The organism is Burkholderia sp. Ax-1719 (assembly GCF_011753055.1).
GTDB lineage: Bacteria > Pseudomonadota > Gammaproteobacteria > Burkholderiales > Burkholderiaceae > Paraburkholderia.
Window position 1 is genome coordinate 165,443 of the sequence record NZ_VWWJ01000005.1, and the last position, 18,339, is coordinate 183,781.

At 62.8% G+C, this 18,339-nt stretch carries 16 protein-coding genes and 1 pseudogene; 12 read left to right on the forward strand and 5 right to left on the reverse strand.

The genetic code is table 11. From position 1 onward, the window contains the following. Positions 1 to 225 precede the first annotated feature (225 nt). The 6 genes from F3J17_RS12355 to F3J17_RS12380 all read left to right on the forward strand — a co-directional run bounded on the left by F3J17_RS12355 (position 226) and on the right by F3J17_RS12380 (position 7,455). On the forward strand, positions 226 to 1,326 hold the full coding sequence (locus F3J17_RS12355; protein ID WP_240160960.1) for an extracellular solute-binding protein: 1,101 nt from the start codon (positions 226 to 228) through the stop codon (positions 1,324 to 1,326). 85 nt (positions 1,327 to 1,411) lie between these two features. Further along, positions 1,412 to 2,500, forward strand: a complete 1,089-nt coding sequence (locus F3J17_RS12360; RefSeq protein WP_167058247.1) for an ABC transporter ATP-binding protein — start codon at positions 1,412 to 1,414, stop codon at positions 2,498 to 2,500. Then, positions 2,497 to 3,378, forward strand: a complete 882-nt coding sequence (locus F3J17_RS12365; RefSeq protein ID WP_167058249.1) for a sugar ABC transporter permease — start codon at positions 2,497 to 2,499, stop codon at positions 3,376 to 3,378. The genes F3J17_RS12360 and F3J17_RS12365 overlap by 4 nt, the downstream gene beginning before the upstream one ends. Further along, positions 3,378 to 4,295 carry an ABC transporter permease gene (locus F3J17_RS12370; RefSeq protein WP_240160940.1) on the forward strand — a complete coding sequence of 306 codons (918 nt, stop codon included), beginning with the start codon at positions 3,378 to 3,380 and terminating at the stop codon, positions 4,293 to 4,295. The genes F3J17_RS12365 and F3J17_RS12370 overlap by 1 nt, the downstream gene beginning before the upstream one ends. Before the next feature lie 55 nt (positions 4,296 to 4,350). Next, a complete protein-coding gene (araD, locus tag F3J17_RS12375; RefSeq protein ID WP_167058252.1) occupies positions 4,351 to 6,108 on the forward strand; it encodes an L-arabinonate dehydratase in 1,758 nt (585 codons plus the stop codon). Positions 6,109 to 6,255: 147 nt separating this feature from the next. Further along, positions 6,256 to 7,455: a porin gene (locus F3J17_RS12380; RefSeq protein WP_167058255.1), complete on the forward strand. Its 1,200-nt coding sequence runs from the start codon at positions 6,256 to 6,258 to the stop codon at positions 7,453 to 7,455. Between the two features lie 3 nt (positions 7,456 to 7,458). On the opposite strand, the pseudogene F3J17_RS12385 reads toward F3J17_RS12380, so the two are convergent. Continuing rightward, positions 7,459 to 8,456 (reverse strand): annotated as a pseudogene (locus tag F3J17_RS12385) (AraC family transcriptional regulator). A 97-nt stretch (positions 8,457 to 8,553) separates the two neighbouring features. On the opposite strand from F3J17_RS12385, the gene F3J17_RS12390 reads away from it, so the two are divergent. Next, on the forward strand, positions 8,554 to 9,798 hold the full coding sequence (locus F3J17_RS12390) for a DUF1479 domain-containing protein (protein ID WP_167058257.1): 1,245 nt from the start codon (positions 8,554 to 8,556) through the stop codon (positions 9,796 to 9,798). 19 nt (positions 9,799 to 9,817) lie between these two features. Here F3J17_RS12390 and F3J17_RS36460 read toward each other — a convergent pair whose 3' ends face one another. After that, positions 9,818 to 9,946 (reverse strand): hypothetical protein, encoded by a 129-nt coding sequence (locus F3J17_RS36460; protein WP_275692903.1) that lies wholly within the window; start codon positions 9,944 to 9,946, stop codon positions 9,818 to 9,820. 202 nt (positions 9,947 to 10,148) lie between these two features. Here F3J17_RS36460 and F3J17_RS12395 point away from each other — a divergent pair, with 202 nt between their 5' ends. Further along, the gene (locus tag F3J17_RS12395) at positions 10,149 to 10,943 is read left to right on the forward strand and encodes a sulfite exporter TauE/SafE family protein (protein WP_167058260.1); all 795 of its coding nucleotides are present in this window, start codon (positions 10,149 to 10,151) and stop codon (positions 10,941 to 10,943) included. A gap of 82 nt (positions 10,944 to 11,025) precedes the next feature. Here F3J17_RS12395 and F3J17_RS12400 read toward each other — a convergent pair whose 3' ends face one another. Next, entirely contained in the window at positions 11,026 to 11,844 is an 819-nt protein-coding gene (locus F3J17_RS12400; protein ID WP_167058263.1) for an NAD(P)-dependent oxidoreductase, read from the reverse strand. Between the two features lie 69 nt (positions 11,845 to 11,913). Continuing rightward, a complete protein-coding gene (locus F3J17_RS12405) occupies positions 11,914 to 13,170 on the reverse strand; it encodes an MFS transporter (RefSeq protein WP_167058812.1) in 1,257 nt (418 codons plus the stop codon). Positions 13,171 to 13,775: 605 nt separating this feature from the next. Here F3J17_RS12405 and F3J17_RS12410 point away from each other — a divergent pair. From F3J17_RS12410 to F3J17_RS12425, 4 genes are all read left to right on the forward strand, one after another. After that, positions 13,776 to 14,510 (forward strand): ribonuclease activity regulator RraA, encoded by a 735-nt coding sequence (locus F3J17_RS12410; protein WP_167058266.1) that lies wholly within the window; start codon positions 13,776 to 13,778, stop codon positions 14,508 to 14,510. Between the two features lie 43 nt (positions 14,511 to 14,553). Further along, positions 14,554 to 15,471, forward strand: coding sequence for an aldose epimerase (locus F3J17_RS12415; protein ID WP_167058269.1), 918 nt, complete (start codon positions 14,554 to 14,556; stop codon positions 15,469 to 15,471). A 126-nt stretch (positions 15,472 to 15,597) separates the two neighbouring features. Next, on the forward strand, positions 15,598 to 16,287 hold the full coding sequence (locus F3J17_RS12420) for a FadR/GntR family transcriptional regulator (protein WP_167058272.1): 690 nt from the start codon (positions 15,598 to 15,600) through the stop codon (positions 16,285 to 16,287). 146 nt (positions 16,288 to 16,433) lie between these two features. Continuing rightward, entirely contained in the window at positions 16,434 to 17,486 is a 1,053-nt protein-coding gene (locus F3J17_RS12425) for an alpha/beta hydrolase (RefSeq protein WP_240160941.1), read from the forward strand. A gap of 175 nt (positions 17,487 to 17,661) precedes the next feature. Here F3J17_RS12425 and phaP read toward each other — a convergent pair whose 3' ends face one another. Next, positions 17,662 to 18,222: a TIGR01841 family phasin gene (gene phaP / locus F3J17_RS12430; RefSeq protein WP_167058275.1), complete on the reverse strand. Its 561-nt coding sequence runs from the start codon at positions 18,220 to 18,222 to the stop codon at positions 17,662 to 17,664. Between the last annotated feature and the right edge of the window lie 117 nt (positions 18,223 to 18,339).

An 18,339-nucleotide genomic window follows, 5' to 3' on the forward strand; every position in this document is an offset into this window, starting at 1 on the left:
CCTCGCAAATCCCTACACGTTGCTTGACAACTTGATGTGTGGTTCGGCATCCTTTGACCGCGGCTCAGAAGACAGAAACGCCAGAAAAAGCGGCGCACAAAAAAACGGAACAACCGTAGCTGCGCAGAAAAAATTCCATAAACAGAGTGAGGAGATGCGATGTTCGATGGACGCTTGAAGGCCAGGGTGCTGGCCGTTTGTGTGACGGCCGTGGCGACGTTCGGCATGAGCGCGGCAAAGGCTGATCCCGTTTCCCTGAACATTGTCGATGTGGCCGGCAATCTGCAATTGACGCAGAAGGCCTTCGAGGCGTTCAAGGCGAAGTATCCGAATCTCGTCTCCAATATCACTTACACCAACGCGCCCGCGCCTCAACTGCCCGGCAAGATCAAGGCGATGCAGGCTGCAGGCCGCGCCGATATCGATCTCGTCCTCACCGGCACCGACGCGCTCGCCGCTGGCATCGAGCAAAACCTCTGGACAAAGCTGCTGCCGGATCAATCGGCGGCGCTGCCGGGCGTGCTCGACAAATACGCGCCGGGTCCGCGCAAGATGCAGGATCTCGCACAGGGCTACGGCCTCGAAGTGTCATACATGCCGGCCGGTCCGCTGGTCGAATACAACCCGGCCAAGGTCGCGAAGCCGCCGCACACGCCCGCCGAACTGCTCGCGTATTGCAAGGCCAATCCGGGCAAGCTGATCTATGCGCGTCCGGCCAATTCCGGCCCGGGGCGCACTTTCCTGATGGGCTTGCCGTATCTGCTCGGCGATAAAAATCCGCAAGACCCGATCAACGGCTGGGACAAGACCTGGGCCTTCCTCAAAGAGCTGAATACGTGCGTGCCGTACTACCCGGGCGGCACCTCGGCGGTGATGAAGGAACTGGGCGAGGGCTCGCGCGACATGACCGTGACCGTGACGGGCTGGGACATCAACCCCCGTGCGCTCGGCATCGTACCCGCCGAATTCAAGGTGCAGGCCTTCGACAACATGACGTGGGTGAACGACGCGCACTTCATGGTGGTGCCCAAGGGCGTGTCGAAGGAAAAGCTCGCGGTGTTGCTCAAGCTGATGAATTTCATGCTGGAGCCGCAGCAGCAGGCCATGACGTATGACGACGGTTACTTTTATCCGGGCCCGGCCGTGAACGGCGTGACGCTCGCGATGGCGCCGAAGCAGAGCCAGGATGTGATCGCCAAATTCGGTCGTCCCGAGTACGCAAAGTGGCTCACGCAGTATCCGCACGTCCAGCCGCTTTCGGCGCAGGCGATGGTGGCGGCGTTCCAGAAATGGGACCGCGAAATCGGCTCGCAGAAGTCGCAATAGTCATCTACAACGGCGCGACGCCAGGCTTCGAGCGATGTTTGAAGCCTGGCCTCGGATGAGTGGATCACGGGGTCAGGAAGGGGTCATGAAGCATTCTTTCGATCGTCTGCGTCTGGACGCGGTGTGTCGGAGTTTCGCCAGCGCAGAGGGCACGCAGCTCGCGGCGCTGCGCGGTCTCGATCTCGACATTCGCCGCGGCGAATTCATTGCGCTGCTCGGGCCTTCGGGCTGCGGTAAATCGACGGCGCTCAACTGCATTGCGGGCCTGCAACCGCTCACGAGCGGCAGCATCTGGCTCGATGAACAACGTATCGATGTGCTGCCGCCGGAAAAGCGCGGCTTCGGTATGGTGTTCCAGAACTACGCGTTGTTCCCGCACATGACGGTGCTGGAAAACGTGGGTTTCGGCCTGAAAATGCAGGGCGTTTCGCGCGATGAAGTGAAGCGCCGCGCGCGCGAAGCGCTGCAACTCGTGCAGCTTGTCGGCCATGAAGGCAAGCTGCCGGGCCAGCTTTCGGGCGGCCAGCAGCAGCGTGTGGCGATTGCGCGCGCGATCGTGATCGAGCCGCCGCTCGTGCTGATGGACGAACCGCTTTCGAATCTCGACACCAAACTGCGCATTGAAATGCGTGCGGAAATTCGCCGCATTCATGGCCAGCTCGAACGCGCGACGATCTACGTGACGCACGATCAGGACGAGGCGCTGTCGATGGCCGACCGCATCGTCGTGATGAAAGAGGGCGTCGTGCAGCAGGTCGCCACGCCCAAGGAAGTGTATAGCCGCCCTTCGAATCTGCATGTCGCGCGTTTCATGGGCTATCGCAACGTGTTGCCGTTCGCGGTGAGCGGGGAGCGCGGCGAACATATCGCGATGTCGGCGTCGGGCATCACGCTCACGGGCGTGCCGATGGGCGATATCAAGGGCAGTGAAATTGCCGTGGCGATGCGTCCAGAAGATTTCGAGCGCGCCAATGCGGGTGATGCCAACGCCTTCGACGTCGAAGTCGAAATGGTCGAATACGGTGGCCGCGATTCGCTGCTGCTCGCCCACGCGCCGTTCGGCAAGTTGTGGGCGCGCGTGGAAGGCGAATTCGAAGCGGGCGAGCGCGCTACCTTGCGTGTCGCGCCGTCGCGCGTGCTGGCGTACGCCGAAGCCGCGGAGCGTGCCGCATGAGCACACTCGTCACGTCGCTCACCAAGGCGCCGCGTGACGCACGCGGCTGGCTGGTCGCGCCTGCGCTCGGCTTTATCATCGCGCTGTTTCTGTATCCGTTTGCTTACGGCCTCGTGCTCTCGTTCAAGCCGATGAACGGCGGCGGCATGCTCGCGAATTACGTGCAGTTTTTCCACGATCTTGCGCTGTGGCCGACCGTATTCGTCACGTTGAAACTGGCTGTGCCCGCAACGATCATCAACGTGGGTTTGTCGCTGCCGGTGGCGTTCGCGCTGCGCCGCAAATCGCCGTATCAGAAGCTGGTGACGACGCTGCTGGTGATTCCGGTGACGCTCGGCACCGTGCTGATCGCCGATGGCATGCTCAGCTACTTCGGCCCGAACGGCTGGTTTCCGCAGGCGCTGCACGCGCTGCATCTGTACACGAGCGAAGAGATTCGCCTCACGCACAACTACTGGGGCGTGCTGATCTCGCTGATCGTGTCGGGTTTTCCGTTTGCGTTTCTGCTTACGCTTTCGTACGTCACGGGCATTGATCCGACGCTCGCGCGGGCGGCCGCCACACTCGGCGCGGGACCGTGGCAGCAGTTCCGCCTGATCTATCTGCCGCTGCTTGCGCCCGGTCTGACGATGGCCGCGTGTCTGTCGTTCGTGCAGGCGTATTCGGTGTTTCCTTCGGCGGTGCTACTTGGCGCGCCGGCCGGTCCCACGCGCGTGATTTCGATTGCGGCTTCGGAGGCGGCGTTCGAGAGCTACGACTATTCGCTCGCGTCGACCATCGCGATTGCCATGGGCTTCGTGCAGCTCGTGGTCGTGGCGGCGATGCTCGGTGCGAAGCGCTACTTCTATTCGGGCCCGGTGAGCGGAGGGAAAGGCTGATGACCGCACATCAACGCAACGCAGCCGGCCTGCACGCGAATACGCCGATCAACAGCGACAGCGCGACCAATGCGCCGCGCACAAAGCCCCGCGCGAGCGTGCCCGACATCCTTTGGAAAGTGATCGTCTGGGGCGGCGTGGTGTTTTTCCTGCTCAACGTGGTGCTGCTGATCGCCACGGTGGGCGTGAATTCCATCGCCACGCGCTGGTTCGGCACGCCGCTGCCGCAGGGCTTCACGCTGCACTGGTATGCGCAGGCGTGGCGCGACTTCCAGTTGGGCAGCGTGCTGTGGGTGACGTTCGAAGTGGTGGGCGCGGTTGTGTTGCTGTCCATCGCGCTGGGCGTGCCTGCTGCTTATGCGCTGGCGCGCGCGCAGTTTCCGGGCAAGCGCATCTGCATGCTCGTGTTTCTGCTGCCGCTGATGGTGCCGCCCGTGACTTACGGCATTCCGATGGCCACGGCGATGTACCAGTTTGGCCTCGCGGGCACCTTGCCCGGCGTGATTCTCGCCAATCTCGTGCCCGCGCTGCCTTTCGTGATTCTCGTGATGACGCCGTTCATCGAGCAGATCGATCCGAATCTGGAATCGGCGGCGCGCATCTTTGGCGCGAACACGCTGCGCTATTTCCGTTACGTACTGCTGCCGCTCCTCGTGCCGGGGATGCTGGCGGCCGGGCTGCTCGTGCTGGTGCGCACGATCGGCATGTTCGAACTCACTTTTTTTACCGCCGGACCCGACACGCAAACCCTCGTCGTCGCGCTGTATTACGCAGTGTTCTCGACGGGCGTGCGCGCGCCGCAGTCCATCGACGCCATGGCGATGATCTACATGGCGATCACGCTCGCATGGGTGCTGGTCGCGCTGCAGTTCGTCAGCCCGACACAACTCGTGTCGCGCGTGAAGGAATCGCGTTAGAGCGGCTGGCGGCCTTACTGAAACACATCCGCGGAAACACCTGGAGCAACGCAAGATGAGCAACAAGCGAAAGACCCCCGAAGAACTGCGCAGCCACCGTTGGTATGGCGTGAACGACCTGCGATCGTTCGGCCATCGTTCGCGCACGGCGCAGATGGGCTACAGCCGCGAAGAGTACGCGGGCAAACCGGTGATCGCGATCCTCAATACGTGGAGCGAAATCAACCCTTGCCATACGCACTTCAAGCAGCGCGTGGAAGAGGTCAAGCGCGGCATCTGGCAAGCGGGCGGCTTCCCGATCGAACTGCCGGTGCAGACGCTCTCCGAGCCGTTCCAGAAGCCGACCACCATGCTCTATCGCAACTTCCTCGCGATGGAGGCGGAAGAGACGCTGCGTTCGTACCCGGCCGACGGCGTCGTGCTGATGGGCGGTTGCGACAAGACCACGCCCGCGCTGCTGATGGGCGCGATCTCGATGGACCTGCCGACCATCTTCCTGCCCGCCGGCCCGATGCTCAACGGCAACTGGAACGGCGTGACGCTCGGCTCGGGTTCGGACACCTGGAAGTACTGGGCCGATCTGCGCGCGGGCAAGATCACCGAGGACGACTGGAAGGGCGTGGAAGGCGGCATCGCACGCTCGCCGGGCCACTGCATGACGATGGGCACGGCGTCGACGATGACGAGCGCGGCGGAAGCGCTCGGCTTCACGCTGCCTGGCTTTGCGTCGATTCCCGCACCGGATTCGCGTCACGCGCAGATGTCGGCGAAAACCGGCATGCGGATCGTCGAAATGGTGTGGGAAGACCTCAAGCCCTCGGACATCATCACGCGCAAGGCGGTCGATAACGCGGTCACGACTTGCCTCGCGCTCTCCGGCTCGACCAATGCGATCGTGCACATGATCGCGGTGGCGCGCCGCGCCGGCGTCGATCTGACGCTCGCGCACTACGACGACGTCGCGCGCCGCACGCCGGTGCTCGCGAACATCCGCCCGACCGGCAAGTACCTCATGGAGGACTTCTATTATTCGGGCGGCCTGCGCGCGATGCTCAAGGAGCTGGGCGACCTGATCGATGGCACGCAGATGACGGTCAACGGCAAGACGCTGGGCGAGAACATCGCCGATGCCGAGATTTACAACGAAGAGGTGATCTATCGCCGTGCGAAGCCGCTGATGCCGGATACGGGCCTTGCCGTGCTGCGCGGCAATCTCGCGCCGGACGGCGCGGTCATCAAGCCGGGCGCGGCTGAGAAGCGTCTGCATGTGCATACGGGCAAGGCCGTGGTGTTCAAGGACTACAACGACATGGCTGCACGCATCGACAGCGAAGAGCTGGAATGCGACGAAAACAGCGTGATCGTGCTCCAGCACGCCGGTCCGGTGGGTGCGCCGGGTATGCCCGAGTGGGGCCAGTTGCCGATTCCGCAAAAGATCCTGCAGAAAGGCGTGCGCGACATGCTGCGCATTTCCGACGCGCGCATGAGCGGCACGAGCTACGGCGCGTGTGTGCTGCACGTAGCGCCCGAATCGTTTATCGGCGGCCCGCTCGCGCTGGTGCAGGACGGCGATCTGATCGAGCTGAACGTGCCGGAACGCCGCCTGAACGTGCTGATCTCCGATGAAGAAATGGCGCGCCGCAAGGCCGCGTGGGTGGCGCCGGAACCGCGCTTCAAGCGCGGCTATGGGGCGATGTACCAGATGCACGTCATGCAGGCCAACAACGGTTGCGAATTCGACTTCATGCAGAGTGAAGGCGCGGGCGGTTGCGGCGGTAGCAGCGAAGCAGGCGGCGAGCCCGAAATCCACTAAGGAACGAGGTTCACGCCGGAAGGCACGGGGTTTCGCGTTGTTTTAACGTTACGCGGCCCCGTGCTGAGCAGGAGGAGCACTCTCGCAAAGAGATTCACGAGTAGTTAAAAAAAGCAATACATCACAACGATTAAATCAGGAGTACAGATGAAGAAGACCCTTATTGCTTCGGCGCTTGGATTCGCCGCGTTGGGCGCGCACGCCCAGAGCAGCGTCACGCTGTACGGTATCGTCGATACCGGCATTGGTTATCAAAGCAGTTCGGCGGCGCTCGGCAGCAACTCGGGCGGTCATTCCGCCGTCAAGATGGTGCAGGGCGTGTGGGCCGGTTCGCGCTTCGGCCTGAAGGGCAGCGAAGACCTGGGCGGCGGCACGCGCGCGATCTTCCAGCTCGAAGAAGGCTACAACTCGGCCAACGGTGCGCAATCCACCTCGAACCTGATGTTCAGCCGCGCCGCGTTTGTCGGCGTTGCCAACAAGGACTACGGCACGCTCACGGCGGGCCGCCAGTACGCGCCTTACTACACGCTGCTCTCGCCCTATAGCCCGACCAACTGGCTCACGGGCGCATACGGCGCGCACCCGGGCGATCTGGATTCGATGGACACGATCTACCGCATCAACAACTCGCTGGTCTACACCTCGCCAAACTTCGCGGGCTTCACGTTCAGCGGCATGTACGCATTCGGCGGCGTGCCGGGCAGCGTCGGCGCGGGTCAGACGTGGAGCGTGGCGGCCAACTATATCCACGGTCCCGTGGGTCTTGCGGTGGGCTTCGAGCGTCTGAGCAACTCGACGAGCGGCGGCGGCACGTGGGGCTCCAGCTCGACGGCGTACAGCAATGGCGAGCCGGGCGTGTCGGGTGTCACCAACGGCTTCCAGACGGCGCAGACGCAGCAGCGCCTGGCGGTGACGGGTGGCTACGCGTTCAACTCGCAGTGGGATATTTCGGCGTCGTATTCGAACGTCCAGTACATCGCGGGCGCGGGCTCGAAGTTCTTCGACACGCAGATCTGGAACACCGGCGGCGTCGTGCTGCACTACAAGCCGCTCGTGGCGCTCGATCTTGCGGCCGGTTACAGCTATACGCGCGCGACCAAGGCCAACGGCATCCAGAGCGCGGCCTCGTACCAGCAGTTCAATCTCTCGCAGTACTACAGCCTGTCCAAGCGCACGGGCCTGTATTTCGTCGAGGCGTATCAGCGCGCGGGCGGTCAGACGCTGGGCACGAACGGCGCGGGCAACATCATCAACGCAACCGCCGATATCGGCGACGGCCAGAACAGTGCGCCGTCTTCGTCGCGCAGCCAGTTCGCGGGCGCTGTGGGCATCGTGCATCGCTTCTGATTTTCAGGCGGGATTTTCACGCTCCGAGGCAGGTTTGACGGCAGCGCCAGCACGGCGCTGCCGTTTTTTTATGGGCTGCAGCGAAGCGGAGCGTTCGGTCAGCCTGGGCGACATTGCTTCGTCATCCTGACGGGCGTTCGCAAACTGCGCCCGATATTCAAGCGGCGTGATGTCTTTGAGCGCTTTGAATTGCCGATTGAAATTCGCAACGTTGGGAAAGCCGGAGCGCGTGGCAATCACGGAGACGGGCGCGTGCGTGTCGGTCAGCATGCGGCAGGCGTGGCCGATACGCACGCGGTTGATATAGCGCCCGACGCTTTCGCTCAGATGATGCGTGAAATGCCGCGTCAAGGAGCGCTCCGAAAGGCCCGAAGCCTTGGCCAAGGTCGATAGCCTGAGCGGTCGGGCGAATTGCGTTTCGATCAACGCAAGCACGCGATTGATCTGATCGGATTCGTGCCCGTTGGCCGCGCCGGTTTTTGCGTCGAACGCGCTGGGTGAGGCGAGCGGCGTGGCGGGCAGCGCGGCGAGGAAATCCAGAATGTCGAGGGCGGCGTGCAGGCGTTCGCGTGGCCTGTGGCGGACAACAGTTGGTCGAGATGCTCGCGCATGTGTGCGCCCGCGCCATCTTCAAACGCCAGCCCACAGGCTGCGCGGCGCAGCAGATCGCACAGGCCGTTGTATTCCGGGCAGACATCGGCGAGACGACGCACCCATGCGCCATCGAACCATACGACGATGGCGACTTCCGGCTGCGTATCGTCGATGGAGCGGTTAGACGCCCAGGTGTGCGGGAGATTGGGCGGAACCAGCACCAGATCGTCCGCGCCATAGCTCGATACCGAATCGCCGATATAGCGCTTGCCCTGGCTATTCAACGTCAGCGTAAGTTCGTATTCCGGATGGTGGTGCCATTCGAATGGAATGCGCCGCAGTTGCCGGTGGTAAACCCGCACCGAACAATCGTGGCCGAAATCGACAAGTTCGAACGCTGCTTTCATGGCCGGAATCAAGAAATCATTGGCCGGATAGTATCACGCAAGCGCTGGTGGCTCGCGTACGCTCCACGTATCGAAAACATGACATGGAGACGACGCAATGGCCTTGCAAATCGACGATCTGGCGGCGGCTATCCGCAATGCGAAGCGCGAACTGCGCGAGCAACTGCCCAACTACCGCGAGGTGTTCGCCGAGGTCGAAGCCGCGTTGACGAGAGACGCGGACCAGATCGCGACGCTGCGCGAACGCGGCGAGCCGGTCATACCGGAAATCGCCTTCAAGGACATCGTAGGGAGCCGCGTGAGCGCAGCGCAGATCGCGCTCGTCAAGGCGCGGGGCGCGTGCGTGATCCGCAATGTGTTCGAGCGCTCGCTCGTGGAGCAGTGGGACAACGAGATCGCGGATTACGTCGAGCGAAATGATCTCGATGCGCGCTTGCAGAATCGCGCCGAAGACCCATACTTTGGCCAGCTTGCGTCCAGCAAGCCGCAGATTTACGGGGTTTATTGGTCGAAGCCGCAAGTGCTCGCACGCCAGTCGAACGAACTCACGCAGGCGCGCGTCTTTCTCAATCGCCTCTGGCGAACGGAAAGCGAAGGGCGCGTGCATTTCGATCCCAATCACGTGCCGGTCTACGCAGATCGCCTGCGTCGTCGCCCGCCTGGTTCGGAGTCCCTGGGGTTATCCGCACATTGCGATGGCGGGTCGGTCGAGCGCTGGATCGAGCTGAACTTCCGCAAGGTGTATCGACACGTTTTCTCGGGCAACTGGCGCGACTACGACCCGTTCGACGCGGCCTGGCGCACGCAGGTTGAGGAGATCGCATCGCCTGCGGTCTGCTCGATGTTCCGCACCTTCCAGGGATGGACGGCGCTCACGCAGCAGGGGCCGGGCGACGGCACGCTGCAACTGGTGCCGATCGCTAACTCGATGGCCTACATTCTGCTGCGAGCCCTGCAGGACGATGTCGCCGACGACGATCTGTGCGGCGCGATGCCGGGCCGCGCGCTATCGATCAAGGCCGACTATCACGCGCCATTGTTCCGCGCGCTCAGTTCGATTCCGCTGATGCAGCCGGGCGACACGGTGTTCTGGCATAGCGACGTGATTCACGCGGTCGAAGATGCGCATCGCGGCAAGGGCTATAGCAACGTGATGTATATCGCGTCGCTGCCGGGTTGCGCGAAGAACGACGCTTATTTAAAGCGGCAATTGCCGGCTTTCCTGGACGGCAAAAGTCCGCCCGATTTTCCAGCCGATCATTTCGAAGTGGATTTCATTGGCCGCGCAACAGCGGACGACCTTACGGCGTCAGGCTGCGCGCAAATGGGCTTCGATCTGTGAGGGATGGCGGGCGAGCGCTTTAAAGCGCGTGCTGTACCGTGCGTGCCGAATCCGTGATGTCCTGGCCGAAACCGGCGACGGTATTGCAGCCGGTGAGGCCGAGCGTAGTGGCGGCGACCAGAAGGATCGCCAGTGTGCGAATAGACATATCAACCCCGCGTTGTTATCGACAGCCGCCTTTGCGCGTTATCGCGTTCTTCAGGCCAGCGTGGGCGCAAGTCTATCAGCACCTGGCGGGTTGGTGTCTTACATGAACTTTGTCGTGCGCTATCATCCTTCTCCGGTATCGCAAAAAAGCGCCGCGCCCGTTGGCGCATCCTTCACGACCGTTCACGCACCCATCGCCAACGATGTTCGATTTCCACCTTTCCGGAGGCGTCCTGCTTCCGCACATGCAGTCGCTCGACACGTTGCAACTCTGCGGGATCGCTGTCGCGCTGGTGCTTGGCGGCATGGTGAAGGGGGTAACGGGCATCGGCGTGCCGCTCGTCGCCATGCCGATCCTCACGCACTTCCTGCCCGTCAAACAGGCGGTGCTGCTGCTATCGATGCCTATCATCCTCGGCAATATTCCGCAGGCGCTCGAAGGCGGCGAGTTCTGGAAGACGGTCAAGCAGATCGCCGCGCCTTTGCTTGGCACCGTGCTGGGCAATGTGGTGGGGGTGTCCTTGCTGATCCGGCTTGAACCGCATCACGCGCAGGCGGCTTCCGGGCTGGCGCTGATCGTGGCGGCGGCGTTGCTGCTCGCGTCGCCGAAGCTCACGCTGTCGCCCGCGCTGGTGAAACCGGTGGGATTCGTGCTGGGTTTCGGCGCGGCGCTGATGGAGAGCATCGCTTCGGTGCCAGGGCCGCTGCTGGCGATGTATCTGATCGCATCGGGCGCGACGGGGCGCGTCTTTACCAAGCAGATCGCCATCATTCTGGTGGTGTCGGTGCTCACGCTCATCACCACGTTCGGCAGCGGCGCGCATGCGAATGGAACGGATCTGGGTATCTCGGCGCTGGCGAGTGTGCCGGCGATCATCGGCATGTTTCTGATCCGCCCTTTGCGCGACAAATTGCATCCGCTGGCGTTTCGCGTGGTGGTGCTGGTGTGCGTGCTGGCGGCGGCGGTGCAGATGATCTTGAAGTCGGGTGTGCTGTGACTGCGTGAAGGCACACGTCACACCATGAAAAAAGCGCCCGTCTGGATCTGGGCGCTTTTTTTCGTTTCAGGCGAAAGAGCGTTTAACGCCCACGCTTTTCCGATGGCGTGAAATCGAAGCTCGCAAAGCTGCCGCCCTGATAACGCTGTGCGGTCGCATCCAGCGGATTCTGCTGCGCCAGAATTTCTTCCGCCCAGTCTTCGGCATTCTGCTTCGGCTCATAGCCCAGACGCTTCGCGTCGTCGCTTGCGCCTTCCTGCGCCCAGTAGCTGCGCGTGTTGTTCGACACGCCCCACACCACGGCAAAGCCAATCGATTCGACGTTGATCACGCGATCGATCATGTGAAACAGATCTTCGTGTCCGAACCACGTGCTCAGATGGCGGAACTCCGTCGGCTTCGGCAGGCAGCTGCCGATGCGCACGTTGACGGTTTCGATGCCGTGCTTGTCCCAGTAGAGGCGCGCGAGCGATTCGCCCCACGCTTTCGAGAGACCGTAGAAACCGTCCGGGCGGAACGCGCAATCGAGATCGAGCTTGTCTTCGACCGGATACATGCCGATCGCGTGATTGGAGCTGGCGAACAGGATGCGTTGCGTGCCGTGGCGTCGCGCGCCTTCGTAGACTTCGACGAGACCGCGCAGGTTGTTCTCGATGATCTCGGGCAGGGGACGTTCGACGCTGGTGCCCGCCATGTGGATCAGCACGTCCACGCCGTCGAGCAGGCGGTCGACCACGGCGGGATCGCGCAGGTCGCCGTGCATGACGTCTTCGCCGTCGAATAGCGGTTCGAGCGGCTTCGTGCCGGCCGCGGAGCGCAGGTTCACGCCGCGCTCGTGCAGACCCTTGCGCAGGACGGTGCCGAGCTGGCCGGCCGCGCCGGACAATGCAACTTTCTTCACAGTGGTTTTACCTCTCTTGAAAACGCCAAAAGCCGGCGCCCTCGCGGGCACCGGCCGATGATGGGCCGATCAGGCTTTTACGTTCTGCGCGGCCTGCAACGAGGCGCTGGCGACGTTATCGCGCTGCTGGTTCGAGATCAGACGCCAGGCGACGCAGGCACCGATCAGGTCGAACAGCATCAGGCACACGAACAGGGGGTTATAGCCGATCGTGGTAGCCAGTGCGCCGACGATGAGCGAGAACACCGTCGCGCCGAGGTAGCCGAACATGCCCGACAGACCCGTGGCCGTTGCGACTTCATGCTGGCCGAACACGTCCGACGAGAGCGTGAACAGGGCGCCCGAGATCGTCTGGTGCGCGAAGGTGCCGACGCAGAAGAGGGCGATGGCGGCGTAAGGGCTGGCGACCAGACCCACGCAGGCCGGTCCGATCATCAGCACCGCGCCGGTCGTGATGACGAGCTTGCGCGAAGTGATCAGCGAGCAGCCGAACCAGCGGATAAAGAGCGGAGCAAGGTAGCCGCCGATCAGGCAGCCGAGGTCGGCGGCGAGGAAGGGCAGCCACGCGAACATGGCGATTTCCTTCAGGTTCATGTGCCGCACGGTGACCATGTACAGCGGAATCCACGCGCCAAAGGTCTGCCATGCCGGTTCCGCGAGCATGCGCGGGATGCCGATGCCCCAGAAGCGGCGCGTCTTGAGCACTTCCTTGAACGAGGCGCGCTTGCCACCGGTTGCCTTCTGCGCGGCGGTCTGACCGGCGCTGATGTAGTCGGCTTCTTCCTGCGAGAGCTTCGGATGCTCAGCGGGCGTCTTGAAGAACACCAGCCACAGCGCGACCCAGATCAGCGCCACGCCGCCCGTGAGCACGAAGGCGAACTGCCAGTTGTATTTGAGAATGCACCAGACCACCAGCGGCGGAGCGATCATCGCGCCAATCGACGTGCCGGTGTTGAGCCAGCCGGTCGCGACCGAGCGTTCCTTGGCCGGGAACCACATGCTGATGGACTTCATGCCGGCGGGGAAGATGGCGGCTTCGCTCATGCCCAGCAGGCCGCGGAAGAACGCCAGCGCACCCCAGCTGCCCGCCAGGCCGTGCAGCATATTGGCGATGGCCCAGCCGAACGCAAAGATCGCGAAGCCGATCTTGACGCCCAACGAATCCAGCACGAAGCCAGCGATAGGCTGCGAAAGCGCGTAACAGGCCTGGAAGGCAGTGACCACGTACGAGTACTGCTGCGTGGTCATGTGCATCGTCTGCGTGAGCGTGGGCGCCGCCACGGAAAGCGAACTGCGCGCGAGATAGTTGAAGATCGTGCCGATCATGATGAGGCCGATGATCCACCACCGAACCCCTTTGATAGTCTTGCGTTGCACTGCTCGTCTCCTGCTTTGGCGGACGTCGGTTCCGTGGGCGCGAGGCCTGGCGGGACGTCCTGATGGATGTTGTATGCGTGCGCTTTGCTGGGAGCGTAGCCGCGGCGTTTGTCATGCAACCCTGCGGTCCCGCTTCCGTTGTTCAGCCGTTTTCGGTTCCTTCGACCTGGCCGTGACGGACCCGGATAAGGCCTGTCATGTAAGACATCATTCTATTTGCGGCAAAGTTGTAAAGCAAATCTTGTTTGAATGGGGATTTCCCTGGGATTTCGTCGGTACTGGCGTCGGGTTTGTGGGTTGTCAGGAAAGGGGGCGATCGTGGCTATTGAGGGTGGACAGGCACGGCACAGGTGCTCCCGAGCCGGTGTATCGGGGCTTGACGCGGTTGTCCGATGACTGCTCGCAAAGCGAGTCGCAACGGGCTGGTTGACAATTTTCGTGTTGTATTACAACAATGCGGTCATTGCGCCCGATCACGTCCATAGGGATGGTCGGGCAACCCATCTGCGCGACCATTGCGCCCCTGCCATCACACCGGAAACGGACGAGACACGATGAATTCACCCGCCATCAACGTGAGCGAACAAGCGCTCGAACAACTGCGCCACGTCTCCACCGCAACGCTCACCACCCAGCTTTTCAAGCACGGTCTGCGTAACGTCTTCATTCAGGGCGTGAAGCCGCTGGCGTCGCCGGCGGTGGGCACGCCCAATCTCGTCGGGCCGGCCTTCACGATGCGCAACATCCCGGCGCGCGAGGATCTCGACCAGTTGAGCGCGTTCCAGAATCCCGAGCATCCGCAGCGCAAGGGCGTCGAGACCGTGCCGGCCGGCGCGGTGCTCGTGCAGGACTGCCGCGGCGTGACCGATGCGGCGTCGATGGGCTCGATCCTCGCCACGCGGCTGAAGATGCGCGGTGTGGCGGGCATGGTCTCGGACGGCCCGGTGCGCGATAGCGCGACCATCGCCGCGCTCGGTATTCCGGTGTATTGCGCGGGTGCGTCCGCGCCGCTCAACCTTTGCAAGCACCACACCGTCGACCTGAACGTGCCGATCGGCTGCGGCGGCGTGGCGGTGTTTCCCGGCGATATCCTGGTCGGCGACGCCGACGGCGTGGTTGTGATCCCGCGCCATCTCGTCGAGGAAGTGGCGCAGGCGGCCACGGAACAGGAAACGCTCGAATGCTTCATCACCGAGCGCATCGAAGCGGGCGCGGCGCTGCCCGGCACCTATCCGCCGAACGAGGCCACGCTCGCCGCCTACGCCGAGTGGAAAAAGGCGCGCGGCTGAAACAACCCGCGACAGCAAAAGTTTTCTCAATTTCCGATACGACATGCCGAAGTTTCAGGACCAGGACGTCATCGAAATCGTGCGCGGCGGCTCGCGTCTCTTGCTCGCGCCGCAAGCGGGCGGGCGGTTGCTGTCGTGGCATTTGCACGGCGCGCCCATCATCCATTGGCCCGATGCCGCCGACTGGAGCCAGCCGGGGCTGGTGCGCGGCGGCAATCCGCTGTTGTTTCCGTTCATCGCGCGGCATCGCGTGGATGGGCGCGTCGGCTTTTGGCGCGATGCGCAGGGCGTTGTGCGCGAGATGCCGCTGCATGGTTTCGCGCGCGATCTGCCGTTCGACGCGCGGGTCGATGCACAAGGCGCCAGCGTGCGGATGACGCTCACCGACAGCGAAGCGACGCACGCGAGGTATCCGTTTCGTTTCCGCTTCGCGGCGCAGTATCGGCTGGTGGATGAGGCGACGCTCGAAGTCTCGCTCACCACGACGAATACCGCTGATGCCGACGCGGAGCGCATGCCGTATTACGCAGGTCATCACTTCTATTTCGCGCTGCCGCACACGCAGCGCGGCGAGGCGACGCTCGCACTGCCGCGCAATGTGTATCGGCACCAACTGGCGGATGGAGCGACGACCGCGCCGCAGCCCGGCGCGACGCGCTACCGCTTCGACGATCCGCAGATCGTCGATCGCTTCCATTGCCTCGACGGCGAACCTGTGTCGCCCGTGCGCATCGAAATGCCGACGCTCAACCGCGCCGTTGAAATCGACCTGAAGCGCCCCGGCTCGCTGCCGTGGTACGCGGTGACGTCGTGGACACTCGCGCCGGAATCGGATTTTTATTGCGTCGAACCGTGGCTCGGGCTGCCCGACGCGATCCACAACGGTTTGGGGCTGCGCTGGCTCGCGCCGGGCCAGAGCGAAACGGCGACGCTGCGTATTGCCGTGAGCGCGCTGCGATGATGATGGGTGGAAAACAACGTTGTGAACGCGCAGAAGCCTTGCCGGAAGGGGAGTTTCGTTCTGTGCGCGTCTCATATGACTTACAATCCCCGACACACCTGACAACTCACCGCGTAGCACCAGACCATGGCTGAGCAGAAAGCGCCGAATATGCCGGCGCGGATTTACAGCGACATCCTGAACCGCATCATTGAAGGCGAATACAAGGAAGGCGAACGCCTGCCGACCGAGCACATGCTCGCGGAGCGCTTCGCCACTTCCCGGCCGACCGTGCGCGAAGCGCTCGCACAACTGCGCGCCGACGGCATTATCGCCACGCGTCACGGTTCGGGCACCACGGTCATGCGCCGTCCCGATCCGGACGTGCGCCGTTTTGCGCCGCTCGAAACGTTGTCGGACATCCGTCGCTGCTACGAATATCGCGTAGTGGTGGAAGCGGGCGCGGCCGCGCTCGCGGCGCAAAAAGCCGACGACGCTGACATCATCGCCATCCGCCGCGAGTGGGACAATCTTCAGACCATCATCGAAACCTCGGGTATTGGCGCGAAGGACGACTTTGCGTTCCATATGGCCGTGGCGCGCGCTTCGAAGAATTCGTTCTTTATTACCGCGCTCTCGGGCATTCAGGAGCAGATGGTTTTCAGCATGAATCTGTCGCGTAACCTCTCGCTCGTGAAGTCGATCGAGCGTCAGCGCATCGTGCAGCAGGAGCATCTGGAAGTGCTCGAAGCAATCCAGGCGCGCGACGCTGTGCGCGCGTCGGAAGCCATGCGCGAGCACCTTGAACATGCGGTCAGCCGGATGTTTGGCTCTTGATCAGCGCGGCATTGCGCGTGATTGGCGATTGAAAGGCGGCGCAAGGCCGCCTTTTTTACGCGCGTTTTTTCTCGCATTTCGCGCTTCCCGGTCAGCGAGTTTCCTTTCCGAACGTTTTATCCTGTGTCTTTCCAATGGGAAACACGATGCGTTCGACCGTCTTTCGCGCCACCGTCGCGACCTTTCTGGCCAGTGCGCTTTGCGCCGCTTTTGTTGATCGCGCCGAAGCGAGCCGCGCACACGCTTCTAGCGGGCGTCCCGTGGACGCCATCGCCAGTGCGCGTATGCCGGTCGATACGTCGCAAGGTCACGCCGATTTTGCGCTCGACCTGAGCGCCGACTGGAATTCACCGCAGCCCCAGATCGTGCGCGCCCTGATCGTGCTGCATGGCCGTCTGCGCAACGCCGACGATTATTTCCGCACGGCGCAACGCGCGCGCGAAGCAGCGGGCGGCGATCCTGCCAGCACGCTGCTGATTGCACCGCAGTTCCTTTCGACTGACGATACGCGCGCCTTTCACTCGCCGCCGGATCTCCTGAGCTGGCATGCGGACGCATGGATGGGCGGCGCGGATGCAAAGACCGGCGTGCCCATCGGCGCCTATGCGGTGCTCGATGTGATCGCGCATCGTCTCGCCGACAAGCAGCGCTTTCCCAACCTGAAGACGATTGTGTTCGCGGGACATTCGGGCGGCGCGCAGGTGTTGCAGCGCTATGCGCTTGCCTCCGATGCGCCGGATGAGCTGGCGCAGGCAGGTATCGACGTGCGATTCGTGGTAGCCAGCCCCTCGTCGTATGCATACTTTGATGCGCAGCGCCCGGTCGCCTTCAACGCGGCGAGCTGTCCCGGCTTCGATAACTGGAAATACGGCATGCAGGCGCGCCCCGCGTTTCTGCGCGGGCGTTCACCCGAGCAACTGGAAGCGCGCTACGCGCAGCGCCATATTCTCTATCTGGTGGGCGGCGACGATCACGATCCCAACTCGGCCTCGCTCGATAAAAGCTGCGCCGCCATGGCGCAAGGGCCGCAACGTCTCGCACGCGCCGAAAGCTTCTTCGGCTATATGCAGAGCCGCCATCCGGGCAGCCTGAACCAGCAGTTTCATGTCGTGCCGGGTGTCGGGCACAACCAGGCGCGCATGCTCACTTCGCATTGCGCGCTCAATATGATGTTCGACGTGGGAAGTTGCGACGACTGATTGGCCAGTATCGTTGGCCGATGCAAACCGCGATTCCGAAAGGAAACCGTCAAGTCGTCTTGACGCCGATCGGCAATATTTACGCTGAAAAGAAAAAACGGGCTTCGTTCGCACGAAACCCGTTTTTTACACGGCTGCGACGCCGTGAGCGTCCAGCCGGAAATCTTGCGCCCGCTTAGGCCGTTTGCTTTGCAGCGCGCGTTGCTTGAGCCGCTGCCTTCGATGCCGCCTTGGTGACGGCGTCGATGTTGCTTTCGGCGATTTCGGTGGCTTGCTTGGCAGCCTTGTTCACCGAGTCGAATGCGCCTTGCGCTGCCGTGATGGCCGACTTGAACGCGGCGATTGCGCTTTCCGAACCCGCCGGTGCGTTCTTGGCTGCGCTGTCGACGAACGACTGGACGGCGCGTTGCTGCTGTTCGAACTGGCTCTGGGCGGCTTCGCTCAGTTCCGAGTGCGTCGCCGAAACGATGGCGTACACGTTGCGGCCGTAAGCCAGCGCCTTTTCGGCTGCGGGCTGTGCGAAGCCGGCTTGCAGGGCGAAAAAGCCTTGCGGGTCCTTGGCAGACAGTGCGCGCTGGGCGTGTTCCTGGCCTTCAGCGATTGCGTTGCGAGCCGTTTCGATGTTCAGTTCGGCGAGCTTGACTGCGCTTTCGAATGCCTTCGTCGTGAGGCCGAAGAGGGTTTCGAGGCCAGCTTTCTGGGTGGCGGCGAATTGTTCGGGAGTAGGCAGAGTCATGTCGTCGTTCCTGATGGTGGACCGTTACGCGTCGGTTCCGTGAAAAGAAGAAAACGTTCTATCGATCACCGGTTCGCGCATTGGTGCGATGCAGCAATCTAGCTCCATAATATCTCA

Bases quoted from the DNA above. Each gene is read 5' to 3' on its own strand.
- F3J17_RS12380 (WP_167058255.1), top strand. From the start codon at position 6,256: ATGAAGAAGACCCTTATTGCTTCGGCGCTTGGATTCGCCGCGTTGGGC.
- phaP (WP_167058275.1), bottom strand. From the start codon at position 18,222: ATGACTCTGCCTACTCCCGAACAATTCGCCGCCACCCAGAAAGCTGGC.
- F3J17_RS12395 (WP_167058260.1), top strand. From the start codon at position 10,149: ATGTTCGATTTCCACCTTTCCGGAGGCGTCCTGCTTCCGCACATGCAG.
- araD (WP_167058252.1), top strand. From the start codon at position 4,351: ATGAGCAACAAGCGAAAGACCCCCGAAGAACTGCGCAGCCACCGTTGG.
- F3J17_RS12365 (WP_167058249.1), top strand. From the start codon at position 2,497: ATGAGCACACTCGTCACGTCGCTCACCAAGGCGCCGCGTGACGCACGC.
- F3J17_RS12415 (WP_167058269.1), top strand. From the start codon at position 14,554: ATGCCGAAGTTTCAGGACCAGGACGTCATCGAAATCGTGCGCGGCGGC.
- F3J17_RS12390 (WP_167058257.1), top strand. From the start codon at position 8,554: ATGGCCTTGCAAATCGACGATCTGGCGGCGGCTATCCGCAATGCGAAG.
- F3J17_RS12370 (WP_240160940.1), top strand. From the start codon at position 3,378: ATGACCGCACATCAACGCAACGCAGCCGGCCTGCACGCGAATACGCCG.
- F3J17_RS12410 (WP_167058266.1), top strand. From the start codon at position 13,776: ATGAATTCACCCGCCATCAACGTGAGCGAACAAGCGCTCGAACAACTG.
- F3J17_RS12355 (WP_240160960.1), top strand. From the start codon at position 226: ATGAGCGCGGCAAAGGCTGATCCCGTTTCCCTGAACATTGTCGATGTG.
- F3J17_RS12420 (WP_167058272.1), top strand. From the start codon at position 15,598: ATGGCTGAGCAGAAAGCGCCGAATATGCCGGCGCGGATTTACAGCGAC.
- F3J17_RS12405 (WP_167058812.1), bottom strand. From the start codon at position 13,170: ATGATCGGCACGATCTTCAACTATCTCGCGCGCAGTTCGCTTTCCGTG.
- F3J17_RS12360 (WP_167058247.1), top strand. From the start codon at position 1,412: ATGAAGCATTCTTTCGATCGTCTGCGTCTGGACGCGGTGTGTCGGAGT.
- F3J17_RS12425 (WP_240160941.1), top strand. From the start codon at position 16,434: ATGCGTTCGACCGTCTTTCGCGCCACCGTCGCGACCTTTCTGGCCAGT.
- F3J17_RS36460 (WP_275692903.1), bottom strand. From the start codon at position 9,946: ATGTCTATTCGCACACTGGCGATCCTTCTGGTCGCCGCCACTACGCTC.